The organism is Brevibacterium sp. CSND-B09, from assembly GCF_052906525.1.
On sequence record NZ_JBREGI010000001.1, the window covers coordinates 3,777,847 to 3,793,863 of the forward strand.

The 16,017-nt window shown below is 61.2% G+C and carries 11 protein-coding genes; 6 read left to right on the forward strand and 5 right to left on the reverse strand.

Annotated features, from left to right (window positions below):
- The first annotated feature begins 4 nt into the window (after positions 1-4).
- The gene (locus ACU4IU_RS16865; protein WP_139469793.1) at positions 5-382 is read left to right on the forward strand and encodes an OB-fold nucleic acid binding domain-containing protein; all 378 of its coding nucleotides are present in this window, start codon (positions 5-7) and stop codon (positions 380-382) included.
- A 65-nt stretch (positions 383-447) separates the two neighbouring features.
- On the opposite strand, the gene ACU4IU_RS16870 is transcribed toward ACU4IU_RS16865, so the two are convergent.
- Positions 448-1,134, reverse strand: a complete 687-nt coding sequence (locus tag ACU4IU_RS16870; protein WP_139908226.1) for a potassium channel family protein — start codon at positions 1,132-1,134, stop codon at positions 448-450.
- Positions 1,131-1,805: a potassium channel family protein gene (locus ACU4IU_RS16875; protein ID WP_101546977.1), complete on the reverse strand. Its 675-nt coding sequence runs from the start codon at positions 1,803-1,805 to the stop codon at positions 1,131-1,133. Before ACU4IU_RS16875 ends, ACU4IU_RS16870 begins: the two co-directional genes overlap by 4 nt.
- 136 nt (positions 1,806-1,941) lie before the next feature.
- On the opposite strand from ACU4IU_RS16875, the gene ACU4IU_RS16880 reads away from it, so the two are divergent.
- Both ACU4IU_RS16880 and ACU4IU_RS16885 read left to right on the forward strand, forming a co-directional pair.
- A complete protein-coding gene (locus ACU4IU_RS16880; protein ID WP_446657379.1) occupies positions 1,942-3,852 on the forward strand; it encodes an APC family permease in 1,911 nt (636 codons plus the stop codon).
- A gap of 7 nt (positions 3,853-3,859) precedes the next feature.
- Positions 3,860-5,245, forward strand: a complete 1,386-nt coding sequence (locus ACU4IU_RS16885) for a class I SAM-dependent RNA methyltransferase (protein ID WP_376905930.1) — start codon at positions 3,860-3,862, stop codon at positions 5,243-5,245.
- Positions 5,246-5,258: 13 nt separating this feature from the next.
- Here ACU4IU_RS16885 and ACU4IU_RS16890 read toward each other — a convergent pair whose 3' ends face one another.
- Positions 5,259-5,453, reverse strand: a complete 195-nt coding sequence (locus ACU4IU_RS16890) for a hypothetical protein (protein WP_101546980.1) — start codon at positions 5,451-5,453, stop codon at positions 5,259-5,261.
- 310 nt (positions 5,454-5,763) lie between these two features.
- Here ACU4IU_RS16890 and acnA point away from each other — a divergent pair, with 310 nt between their 5' ends.
- Entirely contained in the window at positions 5,764-8,448 is a 2,685-nt protein-coding gene (gene acnA / locus ACU4IU_RS16895) for an aconitate hydratase AcnA (protein ID WP_446657380.1), read from the forward strand.
- A gap of 1,351 nt (positions 8,449-9,799) precedes the next feature.
- Here the strand turns inward: acnA and ACU4IU_RS16900 are convergent.
- Positions 9,800-10,177, reverse strand: coding sequence for an excisionase family DNA-binding protein (locus ACU4IU_RS16900; RefSeq protein ID WP_446657381.1), 378 nt, complete (start codon positions 10,175-10,177; stop codon positions 9,800-9,802).
- 1,077 nt (positions 10,178-11,254) lie between these two features.
- On the reverse strand, positions 11,255-11,770 hold the full coding sequence (locus ACU4IU_RS16905) for a helicase associated domain-containing protein (protein ID WP_446657382.1): 516 nt from the start codon (positions 11,768-11,770) through the stop codon (positions 11,255-11,257).
- Between the two features lie 136 nt (positions 11,771-11,906).
- On the opposite strand from ACU4IU_RS16905, the gene ACU4IU_RS16910 reads away from it, so the two are divergent.
- Together ACU4IU_RS16910 and ACU4IU_RS16915 are read left to right on the forward strand one after the other, a co-directional pair.
- Positions 11,907-12,548 (forward strand): hypothetical protein, encoded by a 642-nt coding sequence (locus ACU4IU_RS16910; RefSeq protein WP_446657383.1) that lies wholly within the window; start codon positions 11,907-11,909, stop codon positions 12,546-12,548.
- A gap of 215 nt (positions 12,549-12,763) precedes the next feature.
- Positions 12,764-15,421 carry a UvrD-helicase domain-containing protein gene (locus tag ACU4IU_RS16915; protein ID WP_446657384.1) on the forward strand — a complete coding sequence of 886 codons (2,658 nt, stop codon included), beginning with the start codon at positions 12,764-12,766 and terminating at the stop codon, positions 15,419-15,421.
- Positions 15,422-16,017 lie beyond the last annotated feature (596 nt).

A 16,017-nucleotide genomic window follows, 5' to 3' on the forward strand; every position in this document is an offset into this window, starting at 1 on the left:
GCTGATGCGGAACCTCATCCCTCGCCTCGTGCGCGACTTCGGATCCCGTGAGGCCGAGGCCCGGGCTGATCTGCGACTGGTCAGCCAGATCCCCGGGGTCATTCCGGTCGAAGAGCTGGAGGCGCGAAAGACCTCACGCATCGCCGGAGTCGTTTCAGCGACCACTCAGTCGTGCAGCGCCGACAGCCCCAGGCTCGACATCACCGTCGCCGATGGCACCGGCGAAGCCCGCGCCCAGTTCCTCGGACGCCGGGAGATCAGCGGCATCCGTCCCGGGTCCCTCATCGTCTTAGAAGGACGGTTCTGCGGCAAGGACGGAGTGCTCACCGCACACAATCCCGTCTACGAACTCCTGCAGACCCGCGACGACTCCGACGACTGACCGTCCCGAGGGGCCGGGCGGCCGTCGGCCGCAGAACTGACGATCTCGGCCGCAGACGACCGGGCTCAGCCCTCTGCGTTCTCGTCGGCCTTCGCAGTCTCCTGCAGCAGCGCTAGCAGCGCCGGCTCCTGATCGGGGGAGGAGAGGAAGAACAGTTCGTCTCCGGCCTCGATGACATCATCGGCGCTCGGAGCGAACGCCCGCGAATTGCGGATGATCGCCACCAGCACCGTATCGAGCGGGAAGGTGATCCCACCGACGCGCTCGGCCACGAGTTCGGCGTTCTCGTGCACGGTGAACTCGAGCAGGCCCGCCTGCCCGCGTTCGAAGCTCATGAGGTGGACCAGGCCGCCGACTTCCACGGCCTCCTCGACGAGCGCGGTCATCAGGCGCGGAGTGGAGACGGCGACATCGACGCCCCAGTTGTCGTCGAAGAGCCATTCGTTCTTCGGATTGTTCACCCGCGAGACCGTCCTGGGCACCCCGAACTCGGTCTTCGCCAACAGGGAGAGCACCAGATTGGTCTTGTCATCTCCCGTCGCGGCCACGACGACATCGGCCTCCTCCAGTCCTGCCTCGGCGAGACCGGCGAGCTCGCAGGCATCGGAGAGCAGCCATTCGGCACCCGGAATGCGCTCATGGCCCAGCGCCTCCTTGCTCTGGTCGATGAGCAGGACCGAATGGTCCTTGTCCAGCAGCTCCCTGGCCACCGAACGTCCGACGGAGCCGGCTCCGGCGATGATGACCCTCATTCTTCTTCCTCCACGGTTCGCACGGGCTGATCGAGGATCCGTTCGATCTCGCCGAGGCGGTCGACCGGAGCCATGAGATGGACGAGGTCGCCGTCCTGGAGGAGCAGATCATCGTGGGCGACGATGCCCTCGGACAGGCGGGTGACATAGGCGACCCGAGCCTTGGTCCGTGTTTCGATCTCCTTGATCGGACGGGCCACCCAGCCAGGATCCAGATGCACCTCCGCCAGGACGAGGTTGCCGGAGGGCTCACGGTATTCGGTGATCGACCCCTGCGGGACGAGCTTGCGCATCACCTGCTCGGCCGTCCACCGCACGGTGGGCACCGTGGGGATGCCGAGACGTTCGAAGACCTGCGCACGGTCAGGATCGTAGATGCGGGCGGCGACATTGCTCACCCCGAAGGTCTCACGAGCGACACGCGCGGCGAGGATATTCGAATTGTCACCACTGGAGACGGCGGCGAAGGCGAAGGCCTCGGCGGTCTTCGCCTGGGACAGGGTCTCGCGGTCGAAACCGACGCCGGTGATCGTCGAACCGCTGAAATCCCGACCGAGCTTGAGGAATGCGTCGGGGTCTCGGTCGACGACTGCGACGGAGTGCCCATTCGCATCAAGGGCTTTGGCCAGGGAGGCCCCGACTCGACCGCAGCCCATAATCACGAAGTGCATGGGTAATCCTTCCCGCAGTGATCTACCATTGGTTGCCGTGGCCAGCAGTTTTTCTGATGCCGTCAAAAGACTACTCGTTGGACGGCCCTTCCGCAGTGAGGACAGGCGTGCGCCTGCGCTGAAGAAGCGCATCGCGATGCCCGTCTTCGCCTCCGACATGCTCTCCTCGGTGGCCTACGCCCCCGATGAGATCCTGCTGGCACTGTCGCTGACCTCACTTGTGGCCCTGACCGTCGCCCCCTGGATCGGTGTGGCCGTCGGCATCGTCATCCTCGTGATCGTCGCCTGCTACCGCATCAACGTCAAGGCGTACCCCTCCGGCGGCGGTGACTACGAGGTGGCCTCGAAGAACCTCGGCTCCGGTGCCGGGCTCGTCGTCGCCGCGGCCCTCCTCGTCGACTATGTGCTCACCCTGGCCGTGTCGATGACGGTCTTCGCCGCCTACATCACCACGGCGTTCCCGATGCTCGCGCCCTACCGTGTGCCCGTGGCCATCGTCGGCATCCTGCTCATCTGCTTCGCCGGTCTGCGCGGTTCCCGGGCCACTCCGATGCTGCTGGCCGTGCCGACCTACCTGTTCCTCGGTGCCGTGTTCCTCACGATGTCGGTCGGTCTCATCCGCGTCGGGCTCGGTGACACCCCGCACGCCCAGACCGCCGACTACACGGTCGTGCACAGCAACATCGGCGATCAGGCGACGCTCGGCCTGGCCACCGTCCTCATCGTCCTGCGCGCGTTCTCGTCCGGTGCCGTCGCACTGGCCGGCGTGCAGACCGTGGCCACGGCGGTTCCGGCGTTCAAGAAGCCGCGCGGCAAGAACGCCGGCAACACCCTGCTGCTGTCGGGTCTGCTCGCCGCCCTCATGCTCACAGGGCTGACCTATCTGGCGTCGGTCACCGGCATCAAATACGTCGACGACCCGCATCTCTATCTCGTCCGCGGCGACGGCAGCCCGGTCAGCGCCGAATACGAACAGGAGCCCGTCCTCGCGCAGCTGGCGCACGCGATCTTCGACAATGCGCCTGCGATGTTCTTCATCGTCGTCCTCATCACCGCGCTCGTGCTCATCGCCGCTGCGAACACTGCGGTCGAGGGGTTCCCCGGACTGGCCTCTCGGCTGGCCCGCGACGAATTCCTGCCAAGGCAGCTGGCGACGAAGGGCGATCGACTCACCTTCTCCAACGGCATCCTGCTGCTGGCCGCAGCGGCGATCGTCCTCGTCGTCGCCACGTCCGCCTCGGCGACGGTGCTCATCCAGCTCTACCTCGTCGGGGTCTTCGCCAGCTTCGTCCTCGGCCAAGCGGGTATGGTCCTGCACTGGCGCAAACGGCTGCGCCTGGTCATCGATTCGAAGACCCGGATGCGGATGCACTTCAACCAGGTCGTCAACGCCGTCGGCTGCGTGCTCGCCGCCGGCGTCCTCATCGTCGTCATCGTCTCGAAGTTCCTCGCCGGCGCCTGGCTGGCGGTCGCCGCCATGGCCGGACTCTACCTCGTCATGGGCGCCATCCACCGACACTATTCGCGGGTGGCCCGCGAGCTCGCCCCCGACGCGGACGTGAACTCACGGACGATCCCGTCGAACACCCACGCCATCGTCGTCGTCACCGAAATCGACAAACCGACGATGCGGGCCCTCTCCTACGCCCGAGTGACCCGGTCGAGTCAGCTCGAAGCCGTCACCGTGGCCGTGGACGAAGAGGCCGCGGCCGGTCTGCAGAAACGATGGAACGAGATGGAGCTGCCGGTGCCGCTGACCGTGCTCGGCTCGCCGTACCGCGAACTCGTCCGTCCGATGCTCGCCCATATCCTCGCCATCCGCCGTAGGTCGCCCAGGGACCTCGTCATCGTCTACATCCCGCAGTTCGTCGTCGGTCGCTGGTGGGAGCACATCCTGCACAACCAGGTGGCTCTCAAACTGCGCACCCGACTGCTGCTGGTGCCCAACGTCGTCGTGGTCTCCGTGCCCTGGCGACTGAAATCCTTCTCTCGACAGTACGGCGGAGACGGACCCGATTCCGACACCTCGCTGTACAGACAGGCCTAGAACACGCATGAGCGACACTTCGGTTCCCGCCCAGGAACTCACCCTCGACATCGAGGCACCGGCGGCCGGCGGCACCTCCATCGCCCGACACGACGGTCAGGTCGTCTTCGTCTCCGGGGCCCTGCCCGGTGAGAAGGTCCGAGTCCGCACCGAGGCGGGACCGCCCGCCCGGTTTCTTCGCGCCGCCGTCACCGAGGTGATCGAGGCCTCGGCTCACCGCGTCCCCGATCGTCGCCTCGACTATGTCCCCGGTGGTTCGACCGACGGTTCCGGTGCGGGGTTCGCTGCGGGCCCCGATGCTGGGGCCGTGCCTGCTGCGGCAGGGTTCGGCGGAATGGAATTCGCCCACGTCGACCTCGCCCATTCCCGCGCGCTCAAGGCCGAGGTGCTGAACGACCAGCTTCAGCGCATCGGACATATCGACTGCGCCGCCGAGGTGTTTCCCGCGCCGGGCGAGACCGACGGCACGGACTGGCGCACCCGCGTGCAGCTGGCCGTCGACGAAGAGGGCCGTGCCGGAATGCTCGCCCCCAGATCACACGACGTCATCCCCGTCACCACGCCCCCTCTGGCCGCCGGGCCCGTGCACGACCTCGACATGACGACACTGCATGTGCCGGGAGTCCGCCGACTCGAATTCGCGTGGGCCGGCGACCATGGCGCGCTCATCGTCCGTGGTCGGCCCACTGCGCAGGTCCTCGATGAGATCGAGTCCTGGCTGCCGACGTCGTTCTCCCTCTTCGCCGAGGCGACCGGACCGGAGCAGAGTCGTGGTCGTGGTCGCGGGGGTCGTCCCCGTGGTCGCGGTCGTTCCCATGCGCCCGCTCCCGCCCTGCGCGTGATCCGTGGAGACCGCACCCTGACCGAAACGGTCGACGGTCGTGACTTCACCGTCGGCGCCGACGGCTTCTGGCAGGTGCACCGGGATGCGGCCGCACTGCTCAGCTCGGAGGTCGTCAGAGTCCTTCCTGCCGATGTCGGGGCGATCACCGACCTCTACTGCGGGGTCGGACTCCTCGGCATCACTGCCGCCCGGGCCACCGGAGCGCCTCTGTTCGGGGTCGAAGGGGTGGAGACAGCCATTGCTCATGCTCGAGACAATGCCGCCGATCTCGAGTCCCGATTCCTCGCTCTCAGCGTGGATCGGGCCCGACTGCCCGAATCGGACGTCATCATCCTCGACCCGCCACGGGCGGGCGCCGGGAGGAAAGCCACCTCGGCGATCATAGAATCAGCGGCACGCACCCTGGTCTACGTTTCCTGTGACCCGGCCACGCTGGCTCGGGACCTCACGGCTCTCACAGGCGGGGGATTCGCGATCGAGAGCCTCACCGGCTTCGACCTCTTCCCGCTGACCTCGCACCTGGAGACGGTCACCGTGCTCCGGCGGTGACCGACCGGTGACCTCAGGCGGTGACCGAGCGGCGGGGGAGGAGGACGAGCGCGATGAGGGCGATGAACGTCGTGAGGAAGCCCCACAGTCCCCACCAGCCGCCCGACCGGCCCTTCTCCTTCGCGAATGAGCTGCAGACGACGGCGAAGATGATGCCGACGAGCAGTGCGCCGAAGCCGAATCCGGCGCCTAGTGTGAACGGGTCCATGGGATCTCCTCGGGGGTGGCAGGCGAGTGCGCTGCTGCTTTGAGTGTGCTGTCCAGGCTAGGCCGCGCGACCCGGCCGCGGCCCTGGTGATGACCGCACGAGGGCCTGCGGAAAACCCGATCGCAGGGTTTCGCACCTCCGTGTGCCATGGTGGTCAAAGCCCCTCAAATGCGATAGAATTTATCTTGACGTCAAGATACTTTTGGAAACATATGTGTCGCGTAAATCGGTGCGTGATGCAAGGGTCCGACCGCCGAGTCGGACGGACCCGGTTTCTTGGATGAGTGTCGGATGAAACAGGAGAATCACGATGAGCAACGTCGATACGTTCAAATCGAAGAGCACCCTGACCGTAGGCGATAAGGATTATGAGATCTATCGCCTGGACCAGGTCAAAGGGTCGGAGAAGCTTCCCTTCAGCCTCAAGGTGCTGTTGGAGAACCTGCTGCGCACGGAAGACGGCGCAAACATCACTTCGGAACATATTGAAGCCCTCGGCAGCTGGGACCCCAATGCCGAACCCGATACGGAGATCCAGTTCACCCCCGCCCGCGTGGTGATGCAGGACTTCACCGGTGTGCCCTGCATCGTCGACCTCGCCACCATGCGCGAGAAGGTCGTCGAGCTCGGCGGCAGCCCGGATCAGGTCAACCCGCTGGCTCCGGCCGAGCTGGTCATCGACCACTCGGTGCAGATCGACCGCTTCGGCACCGCTGACGCCGTCGAGCTCAACATGGACATCGAATACCAGCGCAACGGTGAGCGCTACCAGTTCCTGCGCTGGGGCCAGACCGCATTCGAAGACTTCAAGGTCGTGCCTCCGGGCATGGGCATCGTTCACCAGGTCAACATCGAGCACCTGGCTCGCGTGGTCATGCCGCGCGAGGTCGACGGAGTCCTCCGGGCCTACCCGGACACCCTGGTCGGCACCGACTCGCACACCACGATGGTCAACGGCCTCGGTGTGCTCGGTTGGGGCGTCGGCGGCATCGAGGCAGAGGCCGCCATGCTCGGCCAGCCCGTGTCGATGCTCATCCCGCGCGTCGTCGGCTTCAAGCTCACCGGTGAGATCCCCTCGGGTGTCACCGCAACCGACGTTGTGCTCACGATCACCGATATGCTCCGCCAGCACGGAGCCGTCGGCAAGTTCGTCGAGTTCTACGGCAAGGGCGTCGCCGAGGTGCCGCTGGCCAACCGCGCCACCATCGGCAACATGAGCCCCGAGTTCGGTTCGACCGCCGCGATCTTCCCGATCGACGAAGTCACCATCGACTACCTCAAGCTCACCGGCCGTTCGGAAGAGCAGATCCAGCTCGTCGAGGACTACGCCAAGACGCAGGGACTCTGGCACGATCCGGAGAACGAAGTCGAGTACTCCGAGTACCTCGAACTCGACCTGTCCACCGTGGTGCCCTCGATCTCCGGACCGAAGCGCCCGCAGGACCGCATCGAGCTCTCCGATGCCAAGAGCCAGTTCGCTAAGGACATCCACAACTACGCCGCTCCCGGCGAGGAGTCGAAGTCCGTGGACGTCAGCACCGCTGACGGGCGCAACTTCGAGCTGGCCAACGGTGCCGTGGCGATCGCTTCGATCACGTCCTGCACCAACACCTCGAACCCCTCGGTGATGATGGCCGCCGGCCTGCTGGCACGCAATGCCCGCAAGCGCGGACTCAACTCGAAGCCGTGGGTCAAGACCTCGATCGCACCGGGTTCGAAGGTCGTCACCGAGTACTACAACAAGGCCGGCCTCATCGAGGACCTCGAAGCGCTGAACTTCTACATCGTCGGCTACGGCTGCACCACCTGCATCGGCAACTCCGGTCCGCTGGACTCGGAGATCTCGAACAGCATCCAGGACAACGACCTCTCGGTCACCGCAGTCCTGTCGGGCAACCGCAACTTCGAGGGCCGCATCAGCCCGGACGTGAAGATGAACTACCTCGCTTCGCCTCCGCTGGTCATCGCCTACGCACTGGCCGGCACCATGGACTTCGACTTCGAGAACCAGCCCCTGGGCAAGGACTCGGACGGCGTCGACGTCTATCTGGCCGACCTGTGGCCCTCGCCTGAAGAGGTTGAGTCGGTCATCGCCGATTCGATCTCGACCGATATGTTCGACAACGAATACGGTCGCATCTTCGACGGTGACGAGCGCTGGCAGCAGCTCGACACCCCCGAGGGCAAGGTCTTCGAGTGGGACGACGAGTCGACCTACGTGCGCAAGCCCACTTTCTTCGACGGCATGGGTCTCAAGCCCGAAGCCGTCAAGGACATCAAGGGCGCCCGCGTGCTCGCGAAGCTCGGCGACTCGGTGACCACCGACCACATCTCGCCCGCAGGTTCCTTCAAGGCCGATACCCCGGCCGGCAAGTACCTCGTCGAGCACGGCGTCGAGCGCAAGGACTTCAACTCCTACGGCTCGCGTCGCGGCAACCACGAAGTCATGATCCGCGGAACCTTCGCGAACATCCGTCTGCAGAACCAGCTCCTCGACGGAGTCCAGGGTGGCTTCACCCGCGACTTCTCGCAGGAGGGCGGACCGCAGACCACGATCTACGACGCCTCCGTGAACTACCAGGCTGCCGGCACCCCGCTGGTCGTCCTCGGTGGCAAGGAGTACGGCTCGGGATCCTCGCGTGACTGGGCTGCCAAGGGCACGAAGCTGCTCGGCGTCGAAGCCGTCATCACCGAAAGCTTCGAGCGCATCCACCGCTCGAACCTCATCGGCATGGGCGTTCTGCCGCTGCAGTTCCCCGCCGGCGAATCCGCTGATTCGCTCGGACTCGACGGCACCGAGACCTTCTCCATCGAAGGCGTCACGGAGCTCAACGAGGGCAAGACCCCGGCGACCGTCAAGGTCACCGCCGAAAAGGAAGATGGCACAAAGGTCGAATTCGACGCCGTCGTCCGCATCGACACCCCGGGTGAAGCCGACTACTACCGCAACGGCGGCATCCTGCAGTACGTGCTTCGCCAACTTGCCGATAGTTGATCTGATCGGCTCGGATACGAGGCGATCTAGCACCTGACACGCCCGGCGTGTCTCGGTTCAGCATCTCACACATGTGCCCCGTCAGGCTTCGGCCTGACGGGGCACATGTGTGCCCATGCCGCACGAGACCTTGGCACCCGTGACGCGAACCAGTTCCACTAAGCCAGCCGGTCTGAGATGCTGTTGCGGGACGACTAAGGTGCACACAGTCAACTCGGGAGTCAAGCGCGCTGACCGAACGATCCATTGAAACGCGCTTTCGGCGAGAATGCCCTGCAGATCGAGGCACGGACGATTTCCTCCGTCGCTTGAGCCGAAGCGTTGCCGGCCCTGGTTGAGCAGCCGACGATCTGCACCTTCGCAGTTATGCGCGGCACACAAGGTCCACGGTGTGGGCCTGCGATTGAAGTTGATGTCTGAATCGCCTAGCCTGGGTCATGTAATGTCCCGGTGACTATTCGAACTTCAAGGCTCGGACTCTCGGGGCAACAGTCTTTTTCGGGGGTGTCCAGGACTATAGCTGCTCGACGTCGTGGCGGCTGTCCGGCATCGTCGAGAGGTCTACAGACGATGAGACCGGTTGCCCGTTACCTTCAAAGTAGCCCTACCATCGGTCAGTCCAGCGACCCCTTTCCATCCTGATGGATGATGGGGTTTCTTAAAAGGTAACGGGGGAGCCGAAGGTGGTGAGGTAGCGCTCAAGCGCCGCAGTGAGGTAGCGCTCAAGCGCCGCAGGGTGAACCAGGGAGGCCTTGCCAGCGTCGGGTGTCCCGCGGAGGCCGTTGTCGCAGTTGACTCTCACCATCCTCAGCAGCCCGGCGTGCTAGTTGCGATCGCGGAGCTGCGAGGCATCTATGCACCATTACGGGGCGTCGTAGGTCGTCGAAGTGTGATTCGTCAGTGCTGGGCGAGCAGCGACTTCGACGCGCTCGAGGGCCTCCATGATCAGCGGGCGAAAGGGCGGGCGCAGATGTATTGGCCGGGCAGATCGTGGAAGGACGTGTTCTCATGCTGGAGTTGATCCGTGCTGCCTTGCTGGAAGGGGATGATGTACAGCGGCAGGCGGTAGTAGCTGTGATGTGGCGCAGGTACCGCAGCGCGCGTTCACGATTGAGTACGATCAGCCCTCGGTCGACGAGGCGATTGACGAGCTCATTCAACTCCGGGGCCGGCTTGTCGTAGTGCAGAGTTCCGCGGGGACGAGCTGGGCGGGGAGCACGGCTCTACTGCGACTTCCGCGCTCCTCTTGGACCTAAGCAGTGAAAATCCCCCAAGTGCGCATCGTGGAGAGGCGTGGGGGATGTGGTGGCTTCAAACTAGCACATTCAGCAAGCCGACGACGTCCGGCGCTTCACGCCACCGTATTGTGGGCGCGGCGCAGATCGGCCAGGGTCTCGTCGATGTCGCTGGTCTCGTCGACGTCGACGGAGAGAGCATCGATGGCCGCGTACTGGGGATGCCACCGCCGCTCGCGACAGTCGAGCACGTCGGTCAAACCGATCCGGCGGTGCGTGCCTGAGTGGGTGTAGGGCAGCTGACCCTGTTCGAGAGCCTTGATGAGCGTGAGTCGGCTTATCCCCAGGAGATCAGCGGCCTGCTGTGTGGTCAGCGCCCGCGAGGTCGGCGATACCGTGACGGACGGTCCCCGAAGCATCACGTCTACGACGTGCAGCAGGACCTCGTAGATCTCCTCCGGCAACTCGACCCGATCGTCATCGGTGTCGCTCATCAGGTAGCGCCCGTGGGTGCGGGTTCCGTACCTCCGGGACAGGGAGCACGTGGCAGATACGACCGGGCTTGCCCACATAAGCGACGAGACGAGTGAACGGAGCGAGAGTATTGTTCGCGGACATAGCTGGCTCATTATCCGTAGTGGGTGCAAGTCAATAGTGTTTGCTTCGAATGGTCTAGCGGTGCCGCTCCGTGTTCACAAGCAAAAGACCCTAATTGAAGGAGTCATTTCAACGCGGAGTCCAGTCCGACGCCCAGGGGCTGACCCGCCCGGGCTCGCAATTGGAATACTGAAGCGCTACGCCGAGCGTTAGTAAGGCACATCGTGCAAGCGCGCTTACTGTTGAGAACGACTAATCAGAGTTTCTCAGTGTTGAGACGATTTGATCGATTTGTGCAGGTGACAGAGGTGGTGCGTCTTCTGCCATTGCGGCTCCTGCGCGGCGAAGATTTTCGAGCAGGTACTGGGGCTTGCGTCTTGACGTCTGACTACACGCGCAGGCATCACTGTAGAGAGACAGAGCTGACGGCTCAGCGATACTCGTGGACGACGGGGAGATCCGGTGTTGCGCTCGGATCGAGCTGTTGAACGAGGGCGCTGATGTTTGCTCGGGAGCGCAGTTTGGGTGTGGAGTGTCGTTTGCAATCGACGCTTCGATGAGGCTCTCTACTTCTTCGGACATCAACGGCAGGGTATGCATCAGGCTGTACCTCGAGGCTGTGCGTAGATCGGTCCAAGGAATGCCAAAAGAAACCAGCCAGAAGGGGATGGCATTGCGCTAGCCACTTGTCTAACTGTTTCAGACGGTCCCATCACGCTGATTTTAGTGGAACTTATCACTTCCATCTAGTGGTAGTTTTCTGAAGCGAGCTTGGAGACTGTAACGACGGCTTTCTGATGGGTGCCAGTATTTCGCGTGTCGCTAGTTATGCTGGGCGGGTCGTGGCCGGGCCGTGGGACAGCTTGAATTGATCAGTCAACGTAGACAGAATCCCGTTCGAGGTTGTCTGCTGCCAGGGCATTTTGGTTGGATACTGTCTGCAGACCGGTTGCCCTCACCGCTGTGCGATAGTGTTAGTCGTCCTGATGGTTGCTTCGTTGGCTCCCTCCGTGCATGTTCCACCGAATGTTCAAATCTTCGGCCTTTCGGACCACCGATTCAGGTAAAGTGTCGTGCCAGTATTTCGCACGAAGAGCTGCGATCCAGCGTCCTGCGCCCGGCCAGCCGTCGACTCCGTAAAGCTGCTTGACATTGATGTGGCCGTGTTTGCGATAGAACGGCTCTAGCTTGCTCAGCCGAGAGAGCAGGTCTGATTCTCGTCGTTCTGCCCGGGTCGGAGGTTTCGGTTTGCGATCTCGATATGGCGGTTGAAACCTGACTCCGATGGATTCGGCCTCAGCGATCTGCTCTTCAGTCAATTTTCCTCTTCGGTATTTAGACCGGAGATTGGATACCCATAGACCGATCGTCCAGCCGAGCCAAACTTCGTGTGCTTTTGGGTTGGCATGTCCGAAAATTCGGGCATACGACGATAGACGATTGATGCCTCGTGAAAAGTCGACTCTGCCCCGCCCCATGCCGAAGAGCATACCTGCCGAGCAATACAGCTCGAACGAGCTGACGACCTTCCTCGCTCTTGACCCTCCCCTTCGTTTGTCAGACGGACTCGATCGCTCTTCTGCACTCTTAGGACGTTGTGTCAGTGGGGCGGAGCATCATGATCGTATGACAGCTTTTGAGATCGTCAATTCGGTAGGCAGTAGTCTGGGCGCGGTTGCTGCCGTTGGGACTGCCGCATTTGCTGGGTGGGGAATTCATCGCACCTCCAGTGACAGTCGCGAGAAAGCTCAGCCATTTATGACAGCTGAGTTCGCATTGGCAGAGAACAGCGACGAGACCGTGCAGCTCATCGTGAAGAACTCGGGATCGACCCCGGCTAGAAATGTCGCAGTCATCTTTGACCCGCCGATTCCATCTGGAGACCCGGATAGTGCTGCTTGGAGACTCCGCGAACGATACGACTCTCCCATTTCGGTAATTGCGCCCGGCCAAAATTTCGCAAGTAACTGGTGGATGAATGACTACACCCTGAAGAATCCGTCGACCCGGAATATCCACGAGCTTCCAAATGAAGTGAATGTAACCATCTCCTACTCAGGAATCGACGGCACGCAATTGAGCGACGAATTCGCTCTCAACGCGTGGTTGATCCTGCTTGAAGGGCAACCTGTCTCATCCGACTCTGCGCTGGGGAATCTACGAACGATCGCCAAAGCAAGCCAGAAGAACGCAGCAGAAACGGCAAACCTTGCAGAATCAGTAGAAGCTCTGCGCTTTGACGAAAGGTACAGACGTTCGACTGACTGATAACGCTCTCGCAACTTGGAGGTTTTGCATGCACGGGCTCCGACTTAGACAGCGTCGTTGGTCAGTTGATAGATGAGTCGAATGCTCAGCTGATTACCGACAGCCCAAGAAACTTAGTTGCCATGTGAGAAGGTGGATTCGTAGTCGATTGCGACAGTGAGGCAGTCTTGAGCGGACTGGGGAACAGAGTAGTTCGATCGGTAAGGAGAGTTGCGGTGGCAGAGTGGAAACCCGGCTGGTTCGCCAGGCTGTTCAAAGGAGCAGGTTCGTGGCAACTCTCACTCGACGGCGGTCGACTCAGAGTCGACGGTATTGCTCAGCCCTTCAGCGCAGACGTTATCAATGTGCGACGACTCGACACAGATAAGTCGACTAAGACAGTCGGCATTGCCCTTGCCTCTGGCGAGAACACCGTTCTGACTGGACTCACTCGCAACGCCGTTCGAGAAGTTCGAATTGCCTTCGACTTTCAACTGCAGGAGCGACAGAACGCTCTCAAGCTCCTTTCAATCGCTTCCGCTCATGGGGCCGATGCAGCGAAATGGTGGACCCAGGTCAGAGTACTCCTCGAAGGTCAGCGGTGGGCTGATCAGGATTCTGTCTCTGCACTAGAGAAGATACGACCAGATGTGTCGGCGTGGACCGAAGCTGAAAAGAATCCAGTGCTCGTTGACGAGCTTTTCAAGAAGCCAAAGGCGGAATGGTCTGCAGTGACCGCATGCCGAACAATGAGGCTAGCCGAGCATGTCAGGCAGCGGAACGAAGATTTTTTGAAGTGGGAATCTCGCGAGTTGGCGGAGTATTTCAACACTGTCGAGAAATCTCCTCTTACTCCCGAACAGATTCGTGCATCCGTCTGTTTCGACAACAGAGTGCGCGTCATCGCATCCGCCGGATCCGGTAAGACTTCGACCATGGTGGGACGAGCAGGCTACGCGATCCACCGTGGAATCGCACAACCAGCAGAAGTGCTTGCCTTGGCATTCAACAACAAAGCAGCAGCTGAACTATCCGACCGGTTCAAAGATCGACTGGGCGACGACGGAGCAGCCGTGGCGTCGAGTACCTTTCACGCTTTCGGATTACGAGTGATCGGGGAGGCGACCGGCCGCAAGCCCTCCACGCCTGATGACCTCGTCCACGACAACGGTATCGGGAGAATGTCCAAAACAGTCGATGGACTCCGTGATAGTGACCCTCGCTTTCGGCGCGACTGGGATCTATTCAGACTCGTTCTGGGACGTCCTCTCGCCGATTTCGGTGAGGACGTCGATATCGAGAGATCGGACCGTACCACCGGCAAGAGCGGATTCGGGACCCTCGATGGCAAAGTCGTGAAGAGCCAGGAAGAAGTGATGATTGCCAATTGGCTGTTCATCAACGGGGTGAACTACGAGTACGAGCGTCCCTATTCTCAAGACGTCGCTGACGCTGGCCATCGGCAATACGAACCGGACTTCTATTATCCCGATATCGACACGTGGCATGAGCATTGGGCACTTGGTGCGGACGGTAACCCAGCTCCGCAGTTCGAGGGCTACGCGGAGAGCATGGACTGGCGTCGACAAACTCATACCCGATTCGGAACACGTCTCATAGAGACGACTTCGGCATCTATCAGAGACGGCTCAGGATTCGATCATCTGGAGGCCGAGCTGCGCAGGCTCGGTGTCGAACTGGAGGAGAACCCATATAGAGAAGCGCCGGGGGAAGAGCCGATCAGTGACCGGAAGATGGTCGAACTGGTGCGGTCGTTCCTCGTGCATGTCAAAGGCAACAAACTCAGTCTTGAACAGTTGAAGCGTCGAGCTGGCAATGGGATCCGGGAACGGTTGTTCCTCAAGCTGTTCGACACTATCGCAGTGGAATGGGATCGTCGGCTGAAGTCTGAAGGGAAGATCGACTTCGAAGACATGCTCAATCTTGCGACCGATCACATCGAGGCAGGTCGTTGGCAGAGCCCCTACCGACTCGTTATGGTCGATGAAATGCAGGACACCAGCGCCTCACGCGCCGCATTGGTCCGATCATTGCTGAAGAGCTCGGGGACGTATCTCTACGCCGTCGGTGATGATTGGCAGTCGATCAACAGATTCGCTGGCTCCGATCTCGGGGTAATGACTCGGTTCGACGACTGGTTTGGGCAATCAACGACAATTTGGCTGAGCCGGACCTTCCGTTCTCCGCAGTCTCTGTGCGATGTGGCCGGAGACTTCGTGACGAAGAATCCTGCTCAAATTGTCAAGCAAGTCAGTTCATCCGCTGACGACGCAGACGAGAGCATCCTTGCTGTCAGTGTTCGGGACCGAGACCAATATGACCCAACACTTAGGCAGTATCTCTACAGTCTCGACGCAGACTGCGACCGTCGCACTTCTGTATTGGTGCTCGGTAGATATAATTATTTGCGCGACAATGCCGAGGGCTCACTGAATGGAAACTATTCAAATCTCGAGATCGAATTTAGTACTGTACACGCTGCCAAAGGTAAGGAGGCAGACTACATCGTCGTGCTCGGCCTCGAGCGCTTCGGGTTCCCCAGCGCGATCGAAGACGATCCACTCTTGCAGCTTGCGGTGGTCGCGCGAGACCCATATCCTTTCGCAGAAGATCGCCGACTCTTCTACGTTGCGCTCACCCGAGCACGAAGATCTGCATTGTTGATGACGGTCAGCGGACGTGAGTCACCATTCTTGCTCGAGCTCGTGAGCTCGAACCAAGTTGCAGTGAGGAACGTCGATGGAGAATCGATCAGCCCGGTTATCTGCCCTAAGTGCAATAAGCGAACAATGACCCTAAGAACAGGGAAATTCGGCGATTTCTATGGGTGCACAGGTTTCCCACTGTGCAAAGGAACTAAGAAAGCGGTCTGAGCTTCGGCTGGATACTCGATTACTGTTCCGGAGCACAAAACCTCCGAAAGTGCCTCTGCCAACAATGGCTCCAGCGATCAAATCGCCTCACGATCATTGGTATTCGGCTCTCGCTGGACCTCGGCGATCCGCGCGAGCAGGTTAGGACCGCTTTCGGCACTGAACCCCATATTTGCTTCTGGGGCTTCGTCTGCGGTTGCTCTCCTCAGTGCTGCAAGGCTAGCCAATCCCGCGAGAAAGCCAACTGCGTGGTTATAGCTATCCCCGCCTAGATACATTCCGGGGCGTTTAGAAATCACCTTGGCTAAGTTTTTTTGTTTGGGGGGGGGGAGTTGCTATTATCATTGCCGACCTCCTCTCGAAGTGAAATTGCAATGCGATCCGCGCTCTGAGGCAGCCAAAGCGATACACAAGCTGTGCGGTGAAATGCCTATTGGAGTTCTCGTCGAGACGAATTGAGCGTCCCCGAGTTGTCGCCCAAGTGGGTCTGAACTGAAGCTGCAACTCGTTTACGAGGACGTAGATCACACTGTAGTGGAAGCGATGACTACCTGGAAGTTATCGCTACCCGACGATACGCTTAACGGGTGTCAGAA

What these genes read in the sequence shown, in the direction of transcription:
- ACU4IU_RS16865 (WP_139469793.1), top strand. Translation starts at nt 5, where the DNA reads ATGCGGAACCTCATCCCTCGCCTCGTGCGCGACTTCGGATCCCGTGAG.
- ACU4IU_RS16870 (WP_139908226.1), bottom strand. Translation starts at nt 1,134, where the DNA reads ATGAGGGTCATCATCGCCGGAGCCGGCTCCGTCGGACGTTCGGTGGCC.
- ACU4IU_RS16875 (WP_101546977.1), bottom strand. Translation starts at nt 1,805, where the DNA reads ATGCACTTCGTGATTATGGGCTGCGGTCGAGTCGGGGCCTCCCTGGCC.
- ACU4IU_RS16880 (WP_446657379.1), top strand. Translation starts at nt 1,942, where the DNA reads ATGCCCGTCTTCGCCTCCGACATGCTCTCCTCGGTGGCCTACGCCCCC.
- ACU4IU_RS16885 (WP_376905930.1), top strand. Translation starts at nt 3,860, where the DNA reads ATGAGCGACACTTCGGTTCCCGCCCAGGAACTCACCCTCGACATCGAG.
- ACU4IU_RS16890 (WP_101546980.1), bottom strand. Translation starts at nt 5,453, where the DNA reads ATGGACCCGTTCACACTAGGCGCCGGATTCGGCTTCGGCGCACTGCTC.
- acnA (WP_446657380.1), top strand. Translation starts at nt 5,764, where the DNA reads ATGAGCAACGTCGATACGTTCAAATCGAAGAGCACCCTGACCGTAGGC.
- ACU4IU_RS16900 (WP_446657381.1), bottom strand. Translation starts at nt 10,177, where the DNA reads ATGAGCGACACCGATGACGATCGGGTCGAGTTGCCGGAGGAGATCTAC.
- ACU4IU_RS16905 (WP_446657382.1), bottom strand. Translation starts at nt 11,770, where the DNA reads ATGCTCTTCGGCATGGGGCGGGGCAGAGTCGACTTTTCACGAGGCATC.
- ACU4IU_RS16910 (WP_446657383.1), top strand. Translation starts at nt 11,907, where the DNA reads ATGACAGCTTTTGAGATCGTCAATTCGGTAGGCAGTAGTCTGGGCGCG.